The following is a 19,325-nucleotide window of genomic DNA, read 5'->3' on the forward strand; positions in this document are numbered from 1 at the left end:
CCCCTACGAGGAGTGAATCGCGTGATGAGCGCCCCCACCACGGCACCCATCCCCACCCCCACAGCCCCCGGCGGACTCCCGCTGATCGGGCATGGTCTCCGCCTCGCCCGCGACCCGCTGCCGTTCATCAGCTCGCTGCGCGAATACGGCAGTGTGGTGCGCATACGCATCGGCCCCACCCCCGCCTACGTGGTCACGGACCCCGCACTGACCCGCCGGGTCCTGGTGACCGACGCCGCCCACTTCACCAAGGGCGGCAAGTACTACGACGCGCTGCGGGTCTTCCTCGGCGACGGAGTCGCCACCGTCGTCGACGGCGACACCCATCTGCGCAACCGCCGCCTGATGCAGCCCATGTTCAGCAAGGCGCATATCGCCGAGAGCGGCGACGCCATGATCGATCAGGTGCGGGCGATGGTCGGCGCCTGGCCCGCGTCCGAGCCGTGCGACGTGTTCGCCGACATGAACGAGATCACCCTCGCCACGTTCCTCGTCGCTGTGTTCGGCACGGGCCTGCCCGCACACCTGGAGGGCGAGTTCACCGCCCTCATGCCCGAGATCATGAGAGGAACGATTCGGCAGGTCATTCTTCCGCCCTGGATCACGCGGCTGCCGCTGCCTGCCAACCGCGCACACGCCGACCGTGTCGCCCGCCTGCGCGCCCTCATCGACCAGGCCATCGACCATCACATCGACGGCACCGCACCCGGATCCGCTGCGGCGGACGGTGCGTCCGGCGCCGAGGTGTGCCCGCATGCGTCCGAGGCGCGCAGGCAGCAGGGGGGCCTGTTCGAGACCCTGCTCGGTGTCGAGGACGAACTCGGCCGCCGGCAACTCCAGGACGAGGCCATCACCCTCCTGGCCGGCGCGATCGAGACCACCGGCACCACACTCGCCTGGGCGCTGTACGAGATCGCCGGCAATCCCGCCGTCGAACAACGTCTTCGCGAGGAACTGGCCTCGGTGTGCCAGGACCGGCCGCTGCGCTACGAGGACCTCGACCAACTCCCGTACAGCCGACGGGTTCTGCAGGAGGCCATCAGGAAATACGGGGTGTCCTGGATGGTGACGCGGAGAGCAGCCCGCGACATCGTCCTCGGTGGACACCTCATCCCCGAGGGCGCCGATGTCGTGTGGAGTCCCTATCTGCACCAGCACGACTCCTCCCATTTCCCCGACCCGGACACCTTCGACCCGGACCGTTGGGAGGCGGACCGCGTCCCGGTCACCCGAGGATCCTTCCTCGCCTTCGGCGACGGCCGCCGCAAGTGCATCGGCGAGAACTTCGCGTGGGTCGAGCTCCAGATCATCCTTGCGACCGTCCTCCAGGTCTGGCCCCGGTTCGAGTTGACGTCCCGTCCACCGCGTGCGCAGGCCGTGATCACGGTCAAACCCGACGCCCTGGCAATGGAGTTCCATTCGGACTCGGCCGACTGACGGGTCGGTCGAGCCGCCCCCCATGCACGGGGCGGCCATCCGTTTCCCAACACCGGCCAACGTCCATGAAGCGGCCAAACATCGCCGGTCACGGCTTGGCCAACTCCCTACCGCACGTTGGCTACATGTTCATCACCCACCCCTGATCTGCCCCGCCGCATCGAGCGGAGAGTGATCGACGGCCCGCCTGCCGCGCCGGGCCGGCCGCCACTCCGCAAAGCTTCGCCGGCTCAAGAAGGGGCAATCATGGCCGAGTTGACACGTCGTGGACTCCTTCCGCCGTGGGCGCGCTGGGCGGCGCCGCGGCCCTGACCCTCCTCCCGCCGAGCGTCCAGAAGGCCGTCGCCGCCGGGCCGCCGAAGAACGGCTCCCGGGCCCTCACCACGGGATTGTGGGAGCGCTCCCAAGCGTGCAGGATGCTGCGATGACCTCGTCACCCGCCATCCGCCGCTACCGCCCCGAGGACCGCCCGGCCCTCGACGACATCTGCATCCGCACCGCGCACAACGGCCAGGACAGCCGGCCCGTCTACACGGACCCCGGCATCTTCCCGGTGATCTTCGCAGCTCCCTACGTCCACCTGGAGCCGGAGCTGGCGTTCGTCCTGGACGACGGCCGGGGCGAGGCGGTCGGCTACATCCTCGGCACCGCGGACACCCCGCGTTTCGTCGACGACTACCGCACCAAGTGGCTGCCCCTGGTCGCCGCCCGCTATCCCGAGCCCGTGGGGCCGCCGACCACCCCGGACGACGAGATGATCCCGCTCCTCCATCACCCCGAGCGGATGATCGTCCCCGAAGTCGCCGACTACCCGGCCCACTTGCACATCGACCTGCTCCCCGCCTGGCAGGGCCGCGGTCACGGCCGTGCACTCATGCGCAGTTTCCTGCAGGCCCTGCAGGACCGGGGCGTCCCGGCCGTCCACCTCTCCATGGTCACGGCCAACACCCCGGCCAGGGCCTTCTACGACCGGCTCGGCTTCCACGAGATCGAGGTGCCGGACCCCGGCCCGGTCACGTATCTCGGGCGTACGACAAAGGAGTTGGACCGGCTGTGACGCCCGGCCGGGGTGAACTCCGGCCTCAAATCCAGGTGTCCAGCCACATCCGCGCGTGCCAGTCGCCGTACGGGATCGTCTGCCCCGTGTAGAGCGGGAAGAAGTAGATGAAGTTCCAGGCGATGAGCAGCACCAACGCGCCCGCGGCCACCGCACCGCCCGCCCGGCGCCCCTGACTCGCCCCCGGTGGTCCCAGAACCGCCCCCAGCATCATCGCTACGGCCAGACACAGGTACGGCACGAACGCGACGGCGTAGAAGGAGAAAATCGTACGGTCCTGGTAGTGGAACCACGGCAGATAGCCGGCCGCCACCGCGCACAGTACGGCGCCCGCGCGCCAGTCGCGGCGCAGTGCCCACCGGTAGAGCAGGTAGAGGAGCGCGCCGCAGGCGGCCCACCACAGCAGCGGTGTGCCGAGGGCCAGGATCTCCTGCGAGCAGTTGGTCGTGGCGTGGCAGCCCTCCTGCCCGGCCTTCGGTGACTGGTAGTAGAACGACACCGGCCGCCCGAGGACCAGCCAGCTCCACGGGTTGGACTGGTAGCGGTGCGGGGTGTGGAGGCCCACGTTGAACTGGTAGACGGCGTGCTCGTAGTGCCACAGGCTGCGCAGCGGCGCCGGAATCCACGACCAGGTGCCGCCGCGGCCGTCCGCCCAGTGCCGGCCGTAGCCCTTGTCGGACAGGAACCAGCCGGTCCACGTCGACAGGTACGTCACCACGGCGACCGGCACCAGGGACAGCACCGACCAGCCGAGGTCCTTGCGCAGCACCGCCCGGTACGGACTCCACGCCCCGGCCACGCGGCGGGAACCGACGTCCCACAGGACGGTCAGCGCCGTGAAGAAGACGAGGAAGTACAGGCCGTTCCACTTGGCGGCCGCCGCCAGGCCCAGGAAGACACCGGCCGCGATCCGCCACGGACGCAGGCCCAGGCCCGTGTGCGCACCGGCCTGGTGGTCGGGGCGTGCGAAGTCGTCCCCGCCGACGGGCAGGGCGGCGGCGAGCCGGGCCCGCGCCCGGTCCCGGTCGATCAGGAGGCAGCCGAACGCGGCCAGCGCGAAGAACATGACGATCAGGTCGAGCAGCGCGGTACGGCTCATCACGAAGTGCAGGCCGTCCACCGCCAGCAACGCCCCGGCCAGACAGCCCAGCACCGTCGAACGGAACAGCCGGCGCCCTATTCGGCACAGCATGAGTACCGACAGCGTGCCGAGGAGCGCGGTCATGAACCGCCAGCCGAACGGATCGAGCCCGAACATCCCCTCCCCGAGGGAGATCACCCACTTGCCCATCGGCGGATGCGCCACGAAGCTGCCGGTGTCGGAGAGCGGGATCACCTGCGGGTGCGCAAGGATCTGCGGGTCGGCGATCTTGCGGTCCGGCCAGGTGCCCTCGTAGCCGAGTTTGAGCAGCGCCCAGGAGTCCTTGGCGTAGTACGTCTCGTCGAAGACGACCGCGCGCGGACTGCCGAGCCGCCAGAAGCGGAGCGCCCCGGCGAACACGGCGAGGAGGACCGGGCCCAGCCAGCCCGTCCACCGCGCGAGGCGCTGTGCGAGCTGCGGACCGAGGCCCGCCCAATCCCACAGCCGGGTGCCCGGTTCGGGGAAGGGCGGGACCAGGCGGGTACGGGTGTCGGTCCGCGGGCCCGTCGTGTATCCGAACCGGCGCAGCCGCACCGCCCAGGCGCTCGTCTCCGCCGCCGGGCGGGCCCCTACTCCGACACGGTCCCGCGTTGAGGTGTCACTCGTCACCGGGTCATCGTAGGGAACGCCCGTGCGGGCCGGACGAACGCCTCAGGCGGGTGTCGGGGTTTCTGCGGAAAGCAGGCCTGCGTTCTTGGCGGCGGGCCAGAAGCCTTGCGGAATGGGGTAGTTGAAGAAATCCACGCTGCCGCTCACCTCCTCCGGCGCGCGTGCGCCCACGACCACACTGGTGACGGCCGGGTGACCGAGCGGGAACTGCACCGCCGCGGCGAGCAGCGGCACCGAGAAGTCCCGGCAGAGCCTCTGCCACGCCCGCACCCGCTCGGCCGGCTCCGCGGGTACGGCGGTGTAGCCGTGCGGTGCGCCCGGCCGCGGGTCGGCGAGCAGCCCTGACTGGTACACGCCCGCCGCCAGGACCGAGATCTCCCGCTCGGCGCACAGGGGCAGGAGTTCGTCGAGGCCCGTCCGGTCGAGCAGGTTGTACCGGCCGGCCAGCAGGACGCAGTCGGGCCCCGGCGCGGCCGCCTCGCGCAGGAAGCGTGCGGCGACGGGGGCGTGGTTCACCCCGATCGACACCGCCTTGACCGTGCCGGCCCTGCGCAGGTCGGCAAGGGCCCGGTAGGCCTCCCGCACCGCGGTCGGGAAGTCCTCGTCGGGGTCGTGGATGTGCAGGACGTCGACGTGGCCCAGCCGCAACCGCTCCAGACTCTCCTCGACACTGCGCATCACCCCGGCGTACGAGTAGTCCAGCCGGGGTCCCACACCGGGCGGCGGGTCGGCCCAGATCGGCTGGATGTCGGGGCCGCCCGGCTCGATGATCCGGCCCACCTTGGTGCACAGCACGTACGCGCCGCGCGGCCGGGAAGCGAGCCCGGTGCCGGCCCGGGCCTCCGAGCGGCCGTAGCCGTACACGGGTGCCGTGTCGTACAGCCTGATGCCCAGCTGCCAGGCACGGTCCAGGACGGCGGCGGCCTCCCGGTCGGAGACGGGCGCGAAGAGCCCGCCCAGCGACGCCAGCCCGAGCCCGAGCCGGCTGACGCGCAGCCCGGTGCCTGCGAGGGGAACGAGATCGTCGGCTCTCATTACGGCTCCCGGCTTGGGAAACATGGCTGTGCGGGTCCCGACCGCACCCGCGCGGCGGTCGGGACCCTTTGCGCACCGGCTCAGGGGTGCGCGCTCGGGGCACCGCCCAGCCACTTCAGCCCGTCGAGCAGGAAGCGGTTCTGCGTCCCGCTCGCGAACGTCGAGGACAGGGTGGTGTTCGTGTCGTAGTCCATCGCGTTGTGGCCGAAGTTGGCGTACAGCATCCTGTACCTCGTGTTCGTCCACAGGATCGGGTAGTAGCCGCTGTACCAGCTCTGGTCGGGATCCGTCCCGAGCGGGAAGCTGCTCGGGTCGACCGAGGCGAGGATCTTGATGTCGGGGTTCCGCCGCAGGTCGTTCGACCAGCTGTACCACTCGCTGACGGACGAGGTGAAGGTCGCCGGCAGGTTCTTCGTCGAGGGATGGGTGCGGTCCTCGACCCGTAGGACGGCGGTGGTCGGCCCCCAGGTGTTGGACTTGAAGGCGCCGCTGCCGAGGAACTGGTTGTGGTACCAGGGCCAGCTCTTGGCGTCGGTGGTGAACGCGGAGACATGGAAGCCCATCCAGGCCCCGCCGCCCCTCATGTAGGTCTCGAACCCGGTGCGTTGGGCGGCGGTCTGCGGCAAGTCGTCGAGAAAGAGGACGACTTGGTAGCCCTTCACTCCTCCGTTCGCCAGCAGGTTCCAGTTGTTGCTGGCCGTGTAGGTGAAGCCGTTCTGGGCGGCCTGCTTCGGGAACCAGTCGTTGGCCTCGTGGACGAAGCTGATGTGCGCGGCATCCCAGGTGCCGTTGTAGAGGGCGAGCACCTTGAAGGGCTGGTCGGCCGCGTGGGCCCGTGGCGCGGACAGTCCCGTCAGCAGGACTGCCAGGAGCACGAGGATGCGTACGGCGCCGGTTCTGATGGCTTGCATCGGATGAACTCCTCTCCGATCAGGGGTGGTTGAGCGTCGGGGGAGTTCAGCCCGTGTACTGGGCGAGGACGCGGGTGTAGTCCCAGGCCTGCTGGCTGACGCCGGAGCAGCTGTCGGCGCCGCCGCCGGTGCAGGGCCGGTCGCGGTTGGCCGACCAGAAGGTGAGGCGGGCCAGGTGGTGCTGCTGGGCGTAGCCGAGGATGGTGCGGAAGTCGGCGACGGTGACCTTCTCGTTCTGGTCGGTGATCCCGTTCATGGAGGAGATGCCCATGGTGCGGTAGGCCCGGTCGTCGCTGTAGTGGTAGGCGTTCTTGAGCGCGGACTTGAGGCCCTCGGCCGCCTGCAGCGTGAGCGTCCCCATGTTCTTGCCGGCGCCGCCGAAGTCGAACGGCATGATGGCCCAGGCGTCGACGGAGAGCCCGGACGCGGCGGCCCGGTTGATGAGGCTGGTGTCGGGTCCGCTCTGGTCGGTGCCGATGGTGATGTACACCTTCAGACCCGGGTTGTTCGCCTTCACGGTCTTGAGTGCGTCGACGGTGCGCTGTTGCACCGTCGGGCTGCTGTAGGCGTCGGCCTCCAGGTCGATGTCGATCGCCTTGAGCCCGTAGGCGTTGATCACCTTCTGGTACGCGGCGGCCAGTCGACCGGCCTTGGAGCAGGAGCTCTCCAGCTTGTTGCCGCTGTATCCGCCGAAGGACGGGATGACGTCACCGCCGCCTGCACGGACCGTCTTGATCGTCTGCTGGTCGACGCCGCCGGTGAGCGGACGGCTGCCGTCCCACTGCGGGTTGCAGTTGCCGTTGCTGAGGACGAAGGCGAGCGTGAACCACTTGACGCCGGTGGCGTTGGTGATCGTCGCCGGGCTGGGCGGGCTGCCCCAGCCGTTGTAGAGGTAGGGCGCCACGGCCATCGTCGGAGCGGCCGCGGCCGGCTCGGCGGCTCCGGCGGGAGGGGCGGCGGTGAGAGCAGTGGCGGACAGGGCGAGCAGGGCCAGGGCGAGGCTTCCGCGCAGCGCGGAGCCGGGGGTGGGGGGTTGGGGCTTCATCTCTGGGTCGCAGCCTTTCGCCGTTCACGTGAGTGAACACTGGGCGTACTCGTGAAGCTGTGCGACCCGGAACCTAAAGGTCTGAACCAAACACGTCAAGAGATGAAGCAGGAGTGGTGTGAGCGGGTTCCGCCCCTTCAAGAAATTGAGCGGCGGCGGGACTTCACCATCGGAGTCCCGCCACCGCTGTCAATGAGCCGTCCGCCCCGAACGCCGCTAAGCCGTGCGGAGCGTTCGCTTCGCCAGTTCGTATGCGGGGAGCATCGCCCGGTGCTCGCCGGTGTCCAGTCCGCCGAGGTGTACGACGACGGGTCCGCGTGCCGTGGTGACGGCGAGCGCCCGCTCCGGCTTGGTCTCGTCCAGGAGTTCGCTCGTGTACAGGTACTGCACCTCGACTCCCTTGAGGTCACCCGCCTTGAAGTCCTGGTACTTCGCCTTGCTCGTGCTGCCCTCGGCCGCCACGAAGGCCTCCAGCACGGTGCGCGCGTCGTCGTCGCCCGGTTCGCCGGTCCAGACACGCAGGAAGCCGATGTGACCCGCGGGCTTGGCGTCCACCTCGCAGGCGGCCGTGACCGGGCCCTGGTGAAGGAGGGCGTCGGCGACGTCCTGGCCGAGTTCACCGGCGTCGTCCGTGGCCTTGTCCGTGGCGGTCCCGCCGTCGACCGCCTCCGCCTTCCACTCCTTGGCGATGTCGAACGTGACGGGGAGCTCGCAGGCGGAGCCGGACGCCCCGATCGTCCCGCCCCGCGCTGCGACCTCCGCGTTCGATCCGGTCCTGTCCGCCGTCGCCTTCGCAGACGTCGACGCGTTCGCCCGCGTCCCGTCCTCCTCCGCGCCCGCGCAGCCCGTCAACACCCCGGCCAGCAAAGCCACATGAGCCAGCCCCCGCCGTGCGTTCCCCGCCCCGACCAGCATTTCCGTGTCCCCTCTCGATCAGGCGGGACACAATATCCGAGGGCCTACGACGGGCGGATGGCGCATGATGACCCGGTGACTTCGCCGACCTTCAACGACTACTGTCACCACCTCGTCTCCCAGACCGACCTGCTCAGAACCCAGGTCGCAGGGGCGGACACAACAACGCCGGTGCCCACCTGCCCCGGCTGGGACCTCGGCCGGCTGCTGCGGCACGTGGGCGGGGACCACCGCTGGGCGGAGGAGATCGTGCGGACGAGGGCCACCGCACCCGTCGCCGATGACTCCGTCAACGACCCTGCCGTATACGCCCACTTGAACGACGCGGCACTGGACTCCTGGCTCGGCGAAGGCGCCGCGAGGCTCGGCGCCACCCTGCGCGGCGCCGGACCGGACGTGCGGGTCTGGACGCCGGCCGACGGGACCGTCGTGGAGCAGTCCGCGCTGTTCTGGGCCAGGCGGATGACCCACGAAACCCTCGTCCACCGGGCCGACGCGACGCTGGCGACCGACGGGGAGTTCACGGTCGAGGACGACCTCGCCGTCGACGGTGTCGAGGAGTGGCTGCGGTTCGCGACGGTCCCTGAGGCGTACGAGTCCGGGCCGGACGCGCCCGGCCTGCTCGGCCCCGGCCGTACACTGCACTTCCAGGCTCCTGGCGCCGGCGAGTGGTTCGTCGACCTCACCGGAGACCGCCCGTCCTGGCGCTCGGGCCCCGCCGAGGAAGGCGCCGCGACCGTGCGGGGAACGGCGACGGACCTGCTCCTGTTCCTCTACCGGCGCCCCGCGCCCGCCCTCGAGATCCGCGGCGACACGGCACTGCTCGAACTCTGGCTGAACCGCACAGGGTTCTGGCTGGAGGTGTAGCCCGTGAGGCGCAGCGGACGTGCCGGTGCGCCCCACCCGCCGACTGGATGTGATCGCCAGCTCAGCACCGTGAAGGGCGATACGGCGCATTGACGTCGCTCTCGCCGCCCCGGCCGTCACAGCCGCGGTCGGGGTCGGGGTCGTGCATCAGATAGGTGCCCGACGAGCAGCTGATCCACATCTCGGCGTCGCCGCCCAGCACGAGGCTGCCCGACAGATTGGCGCCGCCCTGCACGATGGCGCTGTCCTTCACGACGACGTTGCCGCCCACGGCGGCGCCGGAGTTGACCCAGGCCAGGCCCTTGATACGGGCGTTGCCCGGCACCGTCGAGTTGCCGAACACGGCCGCCCGCGGGCCGACGTAGACGCCGGCGGAGACGTTGGCGCGGTCGTCGACCCGGCCGCCGCCGTTGGAGTGCCAGTGGCCGCCGCCGTTGGAGTGCCAGTGGCCGCCGCCGGTCGCGGCCGGTTTCTGGTAACCGGGCTCGTACCCGGAGGGCGGGCAGTGCTATGTCACATACCGCCGCGGTGTCATGTGACATAGCACTGCTGCGGTACGTGACATAGCACTGCCCCGCCTGTCTCCAGCAGCCCCCGATCTACGCCCCCGGCTTCCGCCCCCGCACCCCCCAAGCCCGAGCCCGGAGCGCGATCGATCCATCCGGCCGAGTCGGCACCCGTTCGCGCAGCGCGTCCCGCAGCCGTTCCCGCGCGGCCGGTGCGAGGGAGGCCACGTAACCGGGCGCGGGTCCCTGTCCGGCCAGGAGCGGGTCCCACAGGTCGGCGAAGTCGGCGAACCGCGTCGGGATCTCGAGCGGTGCGACCGTCACCTCGACAAGGCCGGCCTCACCCCACAGCCGCCGCAGGGGGTCCGGTCGGCACAGCGGGAAGCGGTGGCCCTCGTCGAGTGCGGCCGCCGGCGGATCGACGGAGGTCGCGGCGCCCCAGAAGTGCCGTAGAAACTCCATGCCTTCGCCGTAGTCCCACACATACGCGGCGACCAGGCCGCCGGGCGCCACCACTCGCACGGCCTCGGCCACCGCAACGCCCGGCTCGGGGAGGAAGTTGAGGACCAGCCCGCTGACGGCCACGTCGACCGAGGCGTCGCTCACCGGAAGGGCCTGTGCGTCGCCCCTGGCGAAGAGCGCGGGCGCGGACGCGCGGGCCCGGGCCGTGGCCGCGAACCCGGCGGACCGCTCCACCCCGAGCAGCGTCCGGGGCCGGCAGCGGCGGGCCACGGTCGACGTCAAGGCTCCCGAACCGCAGCCGATGTCCAGCCATCGGCCCCCGGGCGTGCACGAGAGCCAGGTGACGAACTCGTCGGCCACGAGTCGGCTCCACCGCCCCATGTACCGTTCGTACGCGTCCCCGGCGGTCCACACGTCGAAGTCCTGCCCGGCCACGTTCTCACTGTGCCGTGCTGACCCGGTTTGCGCCACGTGTGGGGATGTGGGGGCACGCGCTTACTGAGAGGTTCCTATGAATCTGTGGGGCGCTTGAACACGCTCGAGCCACCGTCCGTATGGGGTCGAGGGATTTCCATGCCTGACCGTCATGATCCGTAGGAGAACTCTCGTGGGACGCAACACGCGCAGACGCCCAACAGGCCCGCGCCGCGCAACTTTTGCGGCATTCGCGCTGATGCTGGGCGGAGGCGGTCTTGTGGCGGCCAACGTCTACGCCTCGGCGACGGAAGGCGGTTCGGGCTCCGAGCAGACGACGCGGAGTGCCGCGGCCGGCACGATCGACTGTCCGGACGTCGGCAGCAAGCTGACGCAGGTGCCGGACCAGGCGCGGGGCGATGTCGACAAGGAACTCGCCTCCATGGATCAGCAGATAGCGGAGGCCTATCAGCGGTTGCAGGCGGCGACGCCGGAGCAGCGCCAGGACAGCGGCTACACCGACGACACGGTCATGAAGCCGCTCAAGGAGAAGCGGGCCGAGTCGCTCGACCGCATCGGCGGCGCCATCGAGCAGGCCGGTGAGCGTCCCGAGGGGCTCGACTCCATGGCGGACTGCTCGATGCGCACCTGGAACGACCAGAACGGCGGCCAGAACTCGGGCGGTGACGACCAGAACGGCCAGCAGGGGCAGGGGGACCAGCAGAACGGCGGCGGCCAGCAGAACGGTGGCGGTCAGCAGGGCGGAAACGGAGGCCAGGCCGGCAACGGTCCGGTCGCCGCGGACTACCAGGACATCAACACCGTCCAGCCCAACGCCCCGGCGCCGAACCTCAACTCCTTCGCCTCCAAGGGCACCTTCACCACCAGCTGCGGGGTGAACGAGAACGGGCTGTTCAACTCCGACAACGTGATCGTGGCCCCGGGTGTCACCAACGGCGCCCACCACTTCCACGACTACATCGGCAACCAGTCCAACAACGCCTTCGCCAGCGACGACGATCTCGCCAAAGCGGACACGAGCTGCGAGAACCCGGGCGACAAGTCCACGTACTACTGGCCGGTGCTGCGTCTGCAGAACGGCAGCCAGGAGCAGGACGCCAACAAGCCCGGCGGCGGCATCGAGGGCAACGCCGGTGAGATCGTCCAGGCCAAGCAGGTCACGCTGACGTTCATCGGCAACCAGCGCGGCAAGGTCACCGAGATGCCCCGCCTGCTGCGCATCATCACCGGCGACGCCAAGGCCTTCGTCAACGGCACGGCCAACGCCAACGCCTCCTGGAGCTGCACCGGCTTCGAGGACCGGCAGCTGAAGGACAAGTACCCGCTGTGCCCGCAGGGCAGTGACGTGGTCCGCACCTTCAAGTTCCAGAGCTGCTGGGACGGCCGCAACATCGACAGCGCCAACCACCGCACCCACGTGGCCTTCCAGGACGCCGCCGGCAACTGCCCGAACGGCTTCGAGGCCATTCCGCAGCTGGTGCAGCGGATCGTCTACGACGTCGACGCGCCGAGCCTGCAGGACGGCGGCCGTACGACTCCGCTGTTCGCGGTGGACTCCTTCCCCGAGCAGCTGCACAAGCCGGTCACCGACCACGGCGACTTCATCAACGTCTTCGACGAGTCCCTGATGAAGGAGATGGTGTCCTGCATCAACGGCGGCCGGAACTGCGGTGCCGGCACCGGCGAGGACCCGGGCTCGGACGACGGTGCGACCCAGCAGCCGTCGGAGAACCCGACCGACCAGCCGAGTGAGCAGCCCACCGAGAAGCCGACGGACCAGCCCTCCGAAGAGCCGACCGCCCAGCCGACCGAGGCGCCCACCACGCCGCCCGCCGGTGACGACGGCAACGGGAACAACTCCGGGGACAAGGGCGACAACTCCGGCAACGGAGGCGATGACCAGGCGACGGAGCCCACCGCCGCGGCCTCCGATTCCGGCCAGTCGGGTTCGAACGACGAGCCCACCGTGTCCAGCACGACGGAGCCCAAGGTCTACTCGAAGCCTTCTCCGGCCAAGAGCAGTGCGGCCGCCGCGGCGGGCAGCGACAGCGGCTCCGGCTCCGCGCAGTCCCAGGCTCCGAGCGGGAGTGGCGCCGAGGCCGCCGGCCAGACCGAACCCCAGGCGGTGCAGGGCGGACTGGCCGAGACGGGCACGACCCTGTGGCCCGCGGCCGTCGGCACCGTCCTGCTGGTCGCCGGCCTGATCGTGCTCACCCGCACGAAGCGCCGCATCATCTGACGGACCGCGTCACAGGGGCGCCCGATCCTGCCCGGCGGCAGGATCGGGCGCCCCTGTCCTCACTGCCTTGGTTCAGTTCCCTTCCGCGGGGTGCGTGACCGCCTGCTGGACGTCCGTCTCGACCTCGTTGCGCGGTTTCCCCGAGTCCTTCGCGTACTCGGTGACCGCGGTCCGTGCCTCACGGGCGAGGTCGCGCCAGGCCCGCCGCGCGGTCTCGTACGTGTCCGTCTGCCGTTTGCTCCAGCCGCCCTCCTGGGACGGCGGCCCGTACGAGTGGCGCAGCTCATCGACCCGGTGGTGCGCCTGGTCGGCTGCGCGCTGCTTCTCTACCAGCTCGTCGAAGTTATGTGCCACGCAAACGCATCATATGGGGGTATTTAACATCCCGCGCGCCGAGTCGCCGACCGCCGGGACGAGCAGGTATCGGGCCGTCGGCGGACCGGGCCGCGGTCGCCGGGGTGGACGGGTTCGGGCCGTCGGCGGACCGATCAGGTCGCGGTTGCCGTGGCGGAGCGGTGTGGGCACCTCGCACGAGCGGTCCGCAGCCGCCACGGTCCGCAGGTCTCGGCCGCTGGGGCGGAGCGGGTTTTGGTCGTCCGGCAAGCGGGCCGTAGCCACCGCGGGGTGAGCAGCTCTCGGCCTCGGTGGAATTTCGGTGGCCCGGTGGAACGGGAGGCATCGCCGCCGCGGTGAGCTGGTCTCAGTGCGGGGGCGAGCGGGCCTCAGTCCCTGTGCCGTGGGGCCGACCGGGGATCAGACCCTATGGGCCGAGGCCTCTCCCAACAGCTCGCGTACGGCGTCCAATGCCGCCGCACGGTCGGACGGCACCACGCCGATCCGGGTTCGGCGGTCGAGCAGGTCGGCCTCGTCGAGGGCGCCCTCGTGGCGTACCGCCCAGAGGAGTTCCGCGGCGGTGACGGGGTGCCCCGGCACGACGGGTTCGTTGAGTCGGGGGTCGTGGTCGCCGAGGGCGTGGACGGCCGGTGCCTCGGTGCCGTACCGGCGGATCAGATGGCGCGGTGCCCGCAGGGTGGCGAGTGCCCGCGGGGACGCGGCGCCGACGAGTGGGAGCGAGGCGGTGGGGGAGGGGCCGGCGGTGAGGCGGCGGGCGGCGACGGCGGCGTCCACCGCGTCCTCGGCCATGCGGCGGTACGTGGTGAGCTTGCCGCCGACCACGGTGACCACGCCCTCGGGCGAGGTGAGCACCGCGTGCTTCCGGGAGATGTCGGAGGTCCTGGCCGCGGCGCCGGAGCCGGCCTCCGGCGTCGTGTCCAGCAGGGGGCGCAGTCCCGCGAAGGTGCCCACGACGTCCTCGCGCCGGACCGGGACGTCCAGGACCGAGCCCAGCACGTCGAGCAGGAAGCCGATGTCCGACTCCGGTGCCTCGGGGACGTCGGGGATGTCGCCGTCGACGGGTTCGTCGGTGAGGCCGACGTAGACCCGGCCGTCGCCCTGGGGCAGGACGAGGACGAAGCGGTTGGTCTCGCCGGGGATCGGGATGTGCAGGCCGGCCGGCAGGGGGCCGAGGTGCTCCGCGCGCAGGATCAGGTGGGTGCCGCGGGAGGGCCGTATGCGAATGCCGTCGACCAGGCCGCCCGCCCAGACGCCGGAGGCGTTGATCACCGCGCGGGCCCTGATCTCGCCCTCCTCGCCGGTGAGTTCGTCGTGGACGCGGGCGCCGGAGCCGGTGAGTTCCAGAGCCCTGACCCGGGTCAGGATCCGGGCGGCGCGGGCGGCGGCGGTGCGGGCGAGCGCGATGACCAGGCGGGCGTCGTCGACGAGTCGGCCGTCCCAGGACAGCAGTCCGCCGCGCAGGCCGTCGGTGCGCAGCGCCGGGGCCAGATGGCGGGTCTCCACCGCGGAGAGCCGGCGCGGCGCGGGCAGTGTGGCCCGGGCCGTACGCGCCGTCAGCCGCAGTGTGTCACCGGCCCGGAAACCGGCCCAGGCCAGCGCCGCCTGACCGCGTGACACCAGCGGGGTGAGCGGCAGCACGAACGGCTGGGCGCGCACCAGATGCGGTGCCGTGCGCTCCATCAGCACGCCCCGCTCGACCGCGCTCTCATGGGCCACGTCGAGCTGCCCGGAGGCGAGGTAGCGCAGCCCGCCGTGGATGAGCTTGCTGCTCCAGCGGGAGGTGCCGAAGGCCAGGTCGTGGGCGTCGATGGCGACGACCGACAGGCCCCGGGCGGCGGCGTCCAGGGCGGCTCCGGCGCCGGTGGCGCCGAGGCCGACGACCAGGACGTCCACGGCCGGGCCGCCGACGGTCTCGGCCAGTTCGCGCGAGCGCCGGGCGGCGGACAGTGACGATCCGGAAGCGGGGCTGTGGCTCATGGCGTGAGGGTCCTCTCCAGGATGGAGCGCAGCTCCGCGAGGAAGGCCGCGGCGGAGAGCTCGGGGTCGTCCTCGTCGGTCATGGTCCGCAGGGACAGGGTGAAGGACTGGACGATCAGCAGCAGGGACCGGGCCTGCCGCTCGGGGTGGCCGACGCGGACCGAACCGTCGGCGTGTCCTCGCTCGAGGTCGTCGACCAGCAGCTCCAGCAGGGCGATCTGGCTCGCACCGCGACGGTCGAGCACATAGGGCAGGAGCAGTTCCGGGTCGACGTCGATGATCTTGCGGAAGAGGGGGTGGGCGCGGAAGGAGTCGACTCCGGCCACGAGACCCTCCACGAGCAGGCTGCGCGCGTCCGCCCCCTCTCTGCGCTCGGGGATCGCCTCGGTCGCCACGCCGACCCACTCACGGGTCATCAAGTCGCCGACCAGGGAACGGACATCGGGCCAGCGCCGGTACAGCGTCATACGGGAGACGCCCGCGCGGCGGGCCACGTCGGTGAGGGTCGTGCGGCGCACCCCGACGGCCAGCACGCAGTCCCGCACCGCGTCGAGCACCGCATCACTGTCCGAGCTGTTGTGACGAATAGGCGTCATGTGTCACAGTGTAACGCCTCGGCGCCCCCAGCGGTGCGCCGGACGACGCAATCGCTCGAATCGACCGGTGAGGACGACAGCCATGGACATGCTGTGGAGCGGCTGGGGCGACCCGGCCAAGGCCACGCCGCTGCCCGACACGGTGATCGGGCTGCTGCGCGATCTGCTCGGCGTCAAGCCGCGCAGCACCGACCCGGTGGGCCTGGACGACATCGCCGTACCGGAAGGGCAGTTGGAGCCTGCCGTGCACCAGGCCCTCGCGGCTGCGGTCGGCGCCGGGGAGCACGTGCGCACCGACGCCGAGACGCGGATCCGGCACACACGCGGCAAGTCCACGCCGGACCTGCTGCGGATCCGGCAGGGCGACGTCGACGACCTCCCGGCGGCCGTACTCCTCCCGGCGAACCACGACGAGGTCCTCGCCGTCCTGCGGGCATGCGCCCAACACGGCCTGTCTGTCGTCCCGTTCGGCGGTGGCACCTCCGTCGTCGGCGGGCTCGCCCCCGTACCGCGGGGCATCTTCGTCGCGCTGGACCTGCGGCGCATGGACGGCCTGCTCGCCCTCGACCCGGTCTCCCGCACCGCCACCCTGCAGCCCGGCCTGCGCGCCCCGCAGGCCGAGGTGCTGCTCGCCGAACACGGCTTCACCCTCGGCCACTTCCCCCAGTCCTACGAGTGGGCCACCATCGGCGGATTCGCCGCCACCCGCTCCAGCGGCCAGGCGTCCGCCGGTTACGGCCGCTTCGACGAGATGGTCCTCGGCCTCACCCTCGCCACCCCCGAGGGCACCGTCGACACGGGCCGCGCCCCGCGCTCGGCGGCCGGCCCCGACCTGCGCCAGCTCGTCCTCGGCTCGGAGGGCGCGTTCGGCGTCATCACGTCCGTGACGGTCCGGGTGCGTCCGGTCCCGCAGACCAGCGTGTACGAAGGCTGGCGGTTCGCCTCCTTCGAGGAGGGCGCAGCCGCCCTGCGCCGGCTCGCACAGGACGGGCCGCGTCCGACGGTGCTGCGGCTGTCCGACGAGACCGAGACCCTGATCGGCCTCGCCCAGCCCGACGCGATCGGCTCCGCGGATGCGCCAACGTCCGCCGGATGCATGGCAATTGCGGGCTACGAGGGCATGGAGGAGGACACCTCGTACCGGCGCGAGCGCGCCGCGGCCGTCCTGCGCGAGTGCGGCGGCACACCCCTGGGCGAGGAACCGGGCGAGCGCTGGGCGCACGGCCGCTACTCCGCCCCCTACCTGCGCGACGCCCTGCTCGACGCGGGCGCCTTCGCCGAGACGCTGGAGACGGCGACCTTCTGGTCCCGCATCCCGGCGCTCTACACGGCCGTGCGCGACGCGCTGACCGGCACGCTCACCGAGGCAGGCACCCCGCCGCTGGTCATGTGCCACATCTCCCACGTCTACGAGAACGGCGCCTCGCTGTACTTCACCGTTGTCTCGGCCCAGGGCGACGACCCCGTCGCGCACTGGACCCGGGCCAAGCACGCCGCCAACGAGGCGATCCTCGCCGCCGGCGGCACCATCACCCACCACCACGGTGTGGGCACCGACCACCGGGACTGGTACGTCCGCGAGGCGGGCGCCCTGGCCGTCGAAGCCCTGCGCGCCGTCAAGCGGCGACTGGACCCGGCGGGGCTGCTCAACCCCGGCGTGCTCCTGCCCCTGGACGACTGACCCGGCACCGGTTCGTCGACCCGACGCCGTGTCGACGAACCTGCACCGCGGTTCCGACCCGCCGTCCCGTCACACCACCGCCCGGCAGCCCCACCCCGTCCGCCCCGGAGGCGCACCGATGCGACACTTCACCGCCATCGTCAACCCCACCGCGGGCGGATCCACCGGAGCCGCCGCGCTCCTGGGCGTGGCCCGGCTGCTGCGCGAGGCGGGCGCCGAGCTGGAGACCGAGTACAGCCGCAGCCTGGCCCACGCCCAGGAACTCGCCCGGCACGCCGGGCAGCAGGGCCGGGTGGTCCTCGCGGTCGGCGGGGACGGCATCGCCGGCGGCATCGGCGGAGCCCTCAGCGGCACCGGAACCGTGCTCGGCCTGGTCCCCGCCGGCCGGGGCAACGACTTCGCCCGCGCCCTCCAACTCCCCACAGAACCAGAGGCGTTGGTCAAAGTGCTGCTCCACAACGAGCCGCGCCCCGTCGACACCATCGAGGTCGAGTCCGCCGTCCACCACCGCACGGTCGTCCTGGGCAGCGTGTACGCCGGCGTCGACGCGCTCGCCAACCGCCACGCCAACCACGCGAAACTCCTGAAGGGCGCGGCCTCCTACTACGCCGGCGGTCTGCGGGCCGTCACCACCTGGCGGCCCGCCCACTACCGGGTCACCGTCGACGGCGAGGAACACCGGCACACCGGCTACACGGTGGTGGCCGCCAACTCCGGCTACTACGGCTCCGGCCGCCTCATCGCCCCCGGCGCCCGTCTGGACGACGGCCTGCTGGAGGTGGTGATGATCAGCGAAGCGCCCCGGCGGCTGTTCTTCGCCATGATGAACGAACTCAAGTCCGGCACCCATGTCGACCGGCCCCAAGTACGCATCCTGCGCGGCCGGGAGATCAGCATCTCCGCCGACCGCGAGGTGCCCTACGGTGCCGACGGCGAGGTCGAGGCCGTGCTGCCGGTGACGGTCAGAGTCCTGCCCGGGGCGCTGCGCGTGCTGTGCTGATGCTTCAGCCGAGGTTGCCCGTGCGGGCGTCCTGCCACAGGTCGACGCCGCTGTCGGTCGCGTACTTGTCGATCTCGGCGAGCTCCTCGGCACTGAAGTCGAGGTTGTCCAACGCGGCCACGTTCTGCTCCAGCTGTTCCGTCCGCGACGCGCCGATCACCAGCGACGTGACCCGTTCGTCCCGCAGTGCCCAGGCCAGCGCCATCTGCGCCAGCGTCTGCCCGCGCCGGGCGGCGATGTCGTTGAGCGCGCGCAGCCTGCCCAACATGTCCTCCGACAGCCACGACGTGTCGAACGACGTCCCCGCCGCGGCCCGCGAGCCCTCCGGCACACCGTCCAGATAACGCCCGGTCAGCAGCCCCTGCGCGAGCGCCGTGAACCCGATGACCCCGAAGCCCTCCTCCTGCGCGGCATCCAGCAGCCCCTCGGTCTCGATCCACCGGTTCAGCATGCTGTACGACGGCTGGTGGATGAGCAGCGGAGTGCCCAGGTCCCGCAGGATCGCCGCGGCCGCACGGGTGCGCTCGGCGTCGTACGAGGAGATGCCGACGTAGAGCGCCTTGCCCTGGCGCACCGCCGTGTCGAGCGCGCCCATCGTCTCCTCGAGCGGTGTGCTCGCGTCGAGACGGTGGGAGTAGAAGATGTCGACATACTCCAGGCCCATGCGCTTGAGGGACTGGTCGAGCGAGGCGAGCACGTACTTGCGGGAGCCGCCGCCCTGGCCGTAGGGGCCGGGCCACATGTCCCAGCCGGCCTTGGTGGAGACCACCAGTTCGTCGCGGTACGGCGCGAGGTCCTGGCGCATCAGACGCCCGAAGTTGATCTCCGCCGAGCCGTACGGCGGTCCGTAGTTGTTGGCGAGGTCGTGGTGAGTGATCCCGAGGTCGAAGGCGCGCAGGGCGATCTCGCGCTGCCGCTCGAACGGCCGGTCGTCGCCGAAGTTGTGCCAGTAGCCCAGGGACAGCAGGGGGAGGTCGAGGCCGGAACGTCCGGTGCGCCGGTAGCGCATGGTGCCGTCGTAGCGCTCGGGATCCGCGAGGTGGTTCATGGGGTTCACT

At 71.2% G+C, this 19,325-nt stretch carries 15 protein-coding genes and 2 pseudogenes; 6 read left to right on the forward strand and 11 right to left on the reverse strand.

Annotated elements, in window-relative coordinates:
- The first annotated feature begins 24 nt into the window (after positions 1-24).
- Positions 25-1,437: a cytochrome P450 gene (locus ABZ880_RS14300; RefSeq protein WP_361261264.1), complete on the forward strand. Its 1,413-nt coding sequence runs from the start codon at positions 25-27 to the stop codon at positions 1,435-1,437.
- A 424-nt stretch (positions 1,438-1,861) separates the two neighbouring features.
- Positions 1,862-2,494, forward strand: a complete 633-nt coding sequence (locus ABZ880_RS14305) for a GNAT family N-acetyltransferase (RefSeq protein WP_361261266.1) — start codon at positions 1,862-1,864, stop codon at positions 2,492-2,494.
- Positions 2,495-2,519: 25 nt separating this feature from the next.
- Here ABZ880_RS14305 and ABZ880_RS14310 read toward each other — a convergent pair whose 3' ends face one another.
- From ABZ880_RS14310 to ABZ880_RS14330, 5 genes and pseudogenes are all read right to left on the reverse strand, one after another.
- The gene (locus ABZ880_RS14310; RefSeq protein WP_361261828.1) at positions 2,520-4,169 is read right to left on the reverse strand and encodes a phospholipid carrier-dependent glycosyltransferase; all 1,650 of its coding nucleotides are present in this window, start codon (positions 4,167-4,169) and stop codon (positions 2,520-2,522) included.
- 117 nt (positions 4,170-4,286) lie between these two features.
- The gene (locus tag ABZ880_RS14315; RefSeq protein ID WP_361261268.1) at positions 4,287-5,279 is read right to left on the reverse strand and encodes an aldo/keto reductase; all 993 of its coding nucleotides are present in this window, start codon (positions 5,277-5,279) and stop codon (positions 4,287-4,289) included.
- Between the two features lie 98 nt (positions 5,280-5,377).
- Positions 5,378-6,190 (reverse strand): annotated as a pseudogene (locus ABZ880_RS14320) (ThuA domain-containing protein); the annotation flags it as partial.
- Between the two features lie 46 nt (positions 6,191-6,236).
- Positions 6,237-7,100, reverse strand: a pseudogene (locus ABZ880_RS14325) (chitinase); the annotation flags it as partial.
- A gap of 351 nt (positions 7,101-7,451) precedes the next feature.
- Entirely contained in the window at positions 7,452-8,150 is a 699-nt protein-coding gene (locus tag ABZ880_RS14330) for a lipoprotein (protein WP_361261270.1), read from the reverse strand.
- 75 nt (positions 8,151-8,225) lie between these two features.
- Here ABZ880_RS14330 and ABZ880_RS14335 point away from each other — a divergent pair, with 75 nt between their 5' ends.
- Positions 8,226-9,017 carry a maleylpyruvate isomerase family mycothiol-dependent enzyme gene (locus ABZ880_RS14335; protein WP_361261272.1) on the forward strand — a complete coding sequence of 264 codons (792 nt, stop codon included), beginning with the start codon at positions 8,226-8,228 and terminating at the stop codon, positions 9,015-9,017.
- A 61-nt stretch (positions 9,018-9,078) separates the two neighbouring features.
- On the opposite strand, the gene ABZ880_RS14340 is transcribed toward ABZ880_RS14335, so the two are convergent.
- Positions 9,079-9,360, reverse strand: coding sequence for a hypothetical protein (locus ABZ880_RS14340; protein WP_361261274.1), 282 nt, complete (start codon positions 9,358-9,360; stop codon positions 9,079-9,081).
- A 256-nt stretch (positions 9,361-9,616) separates the two neighbouring features.
- Positions 9,617-10,420, reverse strand: a complete 804-nt coding sequence (locus ABZ880_RS14345; protein ID WP_361261276.1) for a class I SAM-dependent methyltransferase — start codon at positions 10,418-10,420, stop codon at positions 9,617-9,619.
- Positions 10,421-10,592: 172 nt separating this feature from the next.
- Here ABZ880_RS14345 and ABZ880_RS14350 point away from each other — a divergent pair, with 172 nt between their 5' ends.
- Positions 10,593-12,659 carry a DUF1996 domain-containing protein gene (locus tag ABZ880_RS14350; protein WP_361261278.1) on the forward strand — a complete coding sequence of 689 codons (2,067 nt, stop codon included), beginning with the start codon at positions 10,593-10,595 and terminating at the stop codon, positions 12,657-12,659.
- 72 nt (positions 12,660-12,731) lie between these two features.
- On the opposite strand, the gene ABZ880_RS14355 is transcribed toward ABZ880_RS14350, so the two are convergent.
- From ABZ880_RS14355 to ABZ880_RS14365, 3 genes are all read right to left on the reverse strand, one after another.
- Entirely contained in the window at positions 12,732-13,013 is a 282-nt protein-coding gene (locus tag ABZ880_RS14355) for a hypothetical protein (protein ID WP_361261280.1), read from the reverse strand.
- 399 nt (positions 13,014-13,412) lie between these two features.
- Positions 13,413-14,990, reverse strand: coding sequence for a glycerol-3-phosphate dehydrogenase/oxidase (locus ABZ880_RS14360; protein ID WP_361261281.1), 1,578 nt, complete (start codon positions 14,988-14,990; stop codon positions 13,413-13,415).
- Positions 14,987-15,586: a TetR/AcrR family transcriptional regulator gene (locus tag ABZ880_RS14365; protein ID WP_361261283.1), complete on the reverse strand. Its 600-nt coding sequence runs from the start codon at positions 15,584-15,586 to the stop codon at positions 14,987-14,989. Before ABZ880_RS14365 ends, ABZ880_RS14360 begins: the two co-directional genes overlap by 4 nt.
- A gap of 82 nt (positions 15,587-15,668) precedes the next feature.
- On the opposite strand from ABZ880_RS14365, the gene ABZ880_RS14370 reads away from it, so the two are divergent.
- The gene (locus ABZ880_RS14370; protein ID WP_361261831.1) at positions 15,669-17,267 is read left to right on the forward strand and encodes an FAD-binding oxidoreductase; all 1,599 of its coding nucleotides are present in this window, start codon (positions 15,669-15,671) and stop codon (positions 17,265-17,267) included.
- 118 nt (positions 17,268-17,385) lie between these two features.
- Entirely contained in the window at positions 17,386-18,267 is an 882-nt protein-coding gene (locus ABZ880_RS14375) for a YegS/Rv2252/BmrU family lipid kinase (protein ID WP_361261285.1), read from the forward strand.
- A 4-nt stretch (positions 18,268-18,271) separates the two neighbouring features.
- On the opposite strand, the gene mgrA is transcribed toward ABZ880_RS14375, so the two are convergent.
- Positions 18,272-19,315, reverse strand: a complete 1,044-nt coding sequence (gene mgrA / locus ABZ880_RS14380) for an L-glyceraldehyde 3-phosphate reductase (RefSeq protein WP_361261287.1) — start codon at positions 19,313-19,315, stop codon at positions 18,272-18,274.
- Positions 19,316-19,325: the final 10 nt, after the last annotated feature.

Origin of the sequence: Streptomyces sp. NPDC047043 (assembly GCF_040644055.1) — a bacterium.
Taxonomy (GTDB): domain Bacteria; phylum Actinomycetota; class Actinomycetes; order Streptomycetales; family Streptomycetaceae; genus Streptomyces.

Excerpts from the sequence above, each read along its gene's own strand:
- ABZ880_RS14300 (WP_361261264.1), top strand. The coding sequence starts at position 25 with ATGAGCGCCCCCACCACGGCACCCATCCCCACCCCCACAGCCCCCGGC.
- ABZ880_RS14360 (WP_361261281.1), bottom strand. The coding sequence starts at position 14,990 with ATGAGCCACAGCCCCGCTTCCGGATCGTCACTGTCCGCCGCCCGGCGC.
- ABZ880_RS14370 (WP_361261831.1), top strand. The coding sequence starts at position 15,669 with ATGGACATGCTGTGGAGCGGCTGGGGCGACCCGGCCAAGGCCACGCCG.
- mgrA (WP_361261287.1), bottom strand. The coding sequence starts at position 19,315 with ATGAACCACCTCGCGGATCCCGAGCGCTACGACGGCACCATGCGCTAC.
- ABZ880_RS14365 (WP_361261283.1), bottom strand. The coding sequence starts at position 15,586 with ATGACGCCTATTCGTCACAACAGCTCGGACAGTGATGCGGTGCTCGAC.
- ABZ880_RS14305 (WP_361261266.1), top strand. The coding sequence starts at position 1,862 with ATGACCTCGTCACCCGCCATCCGCCGCTACCGCCCCGAGGACCGCCCG.
- ABZ880_RS14375 (WP_361261285.1), top strand. The coding sequence starts at position 17,386 with ATGCGACACTTCACCGCCATCGTCAACCCCACCGCGGGCGGATCCACC.
- ABZ880_RS14315 (WP_361261268.1), bottom strand. The coding sequence starts at position 5,279 with ATGAGAGCCGACGATCTCGTTCCCCTCGCAGGCACCGGGCTGCGCGTC.
- ABZ880_RS14330 (WP_361261270.1), bottom strand. The coding sequence starts at position 8,150 with ATGCTGGTCGGGGCGGGGAACGCACGGCGGGGGCTGGCTCATGTGGCT.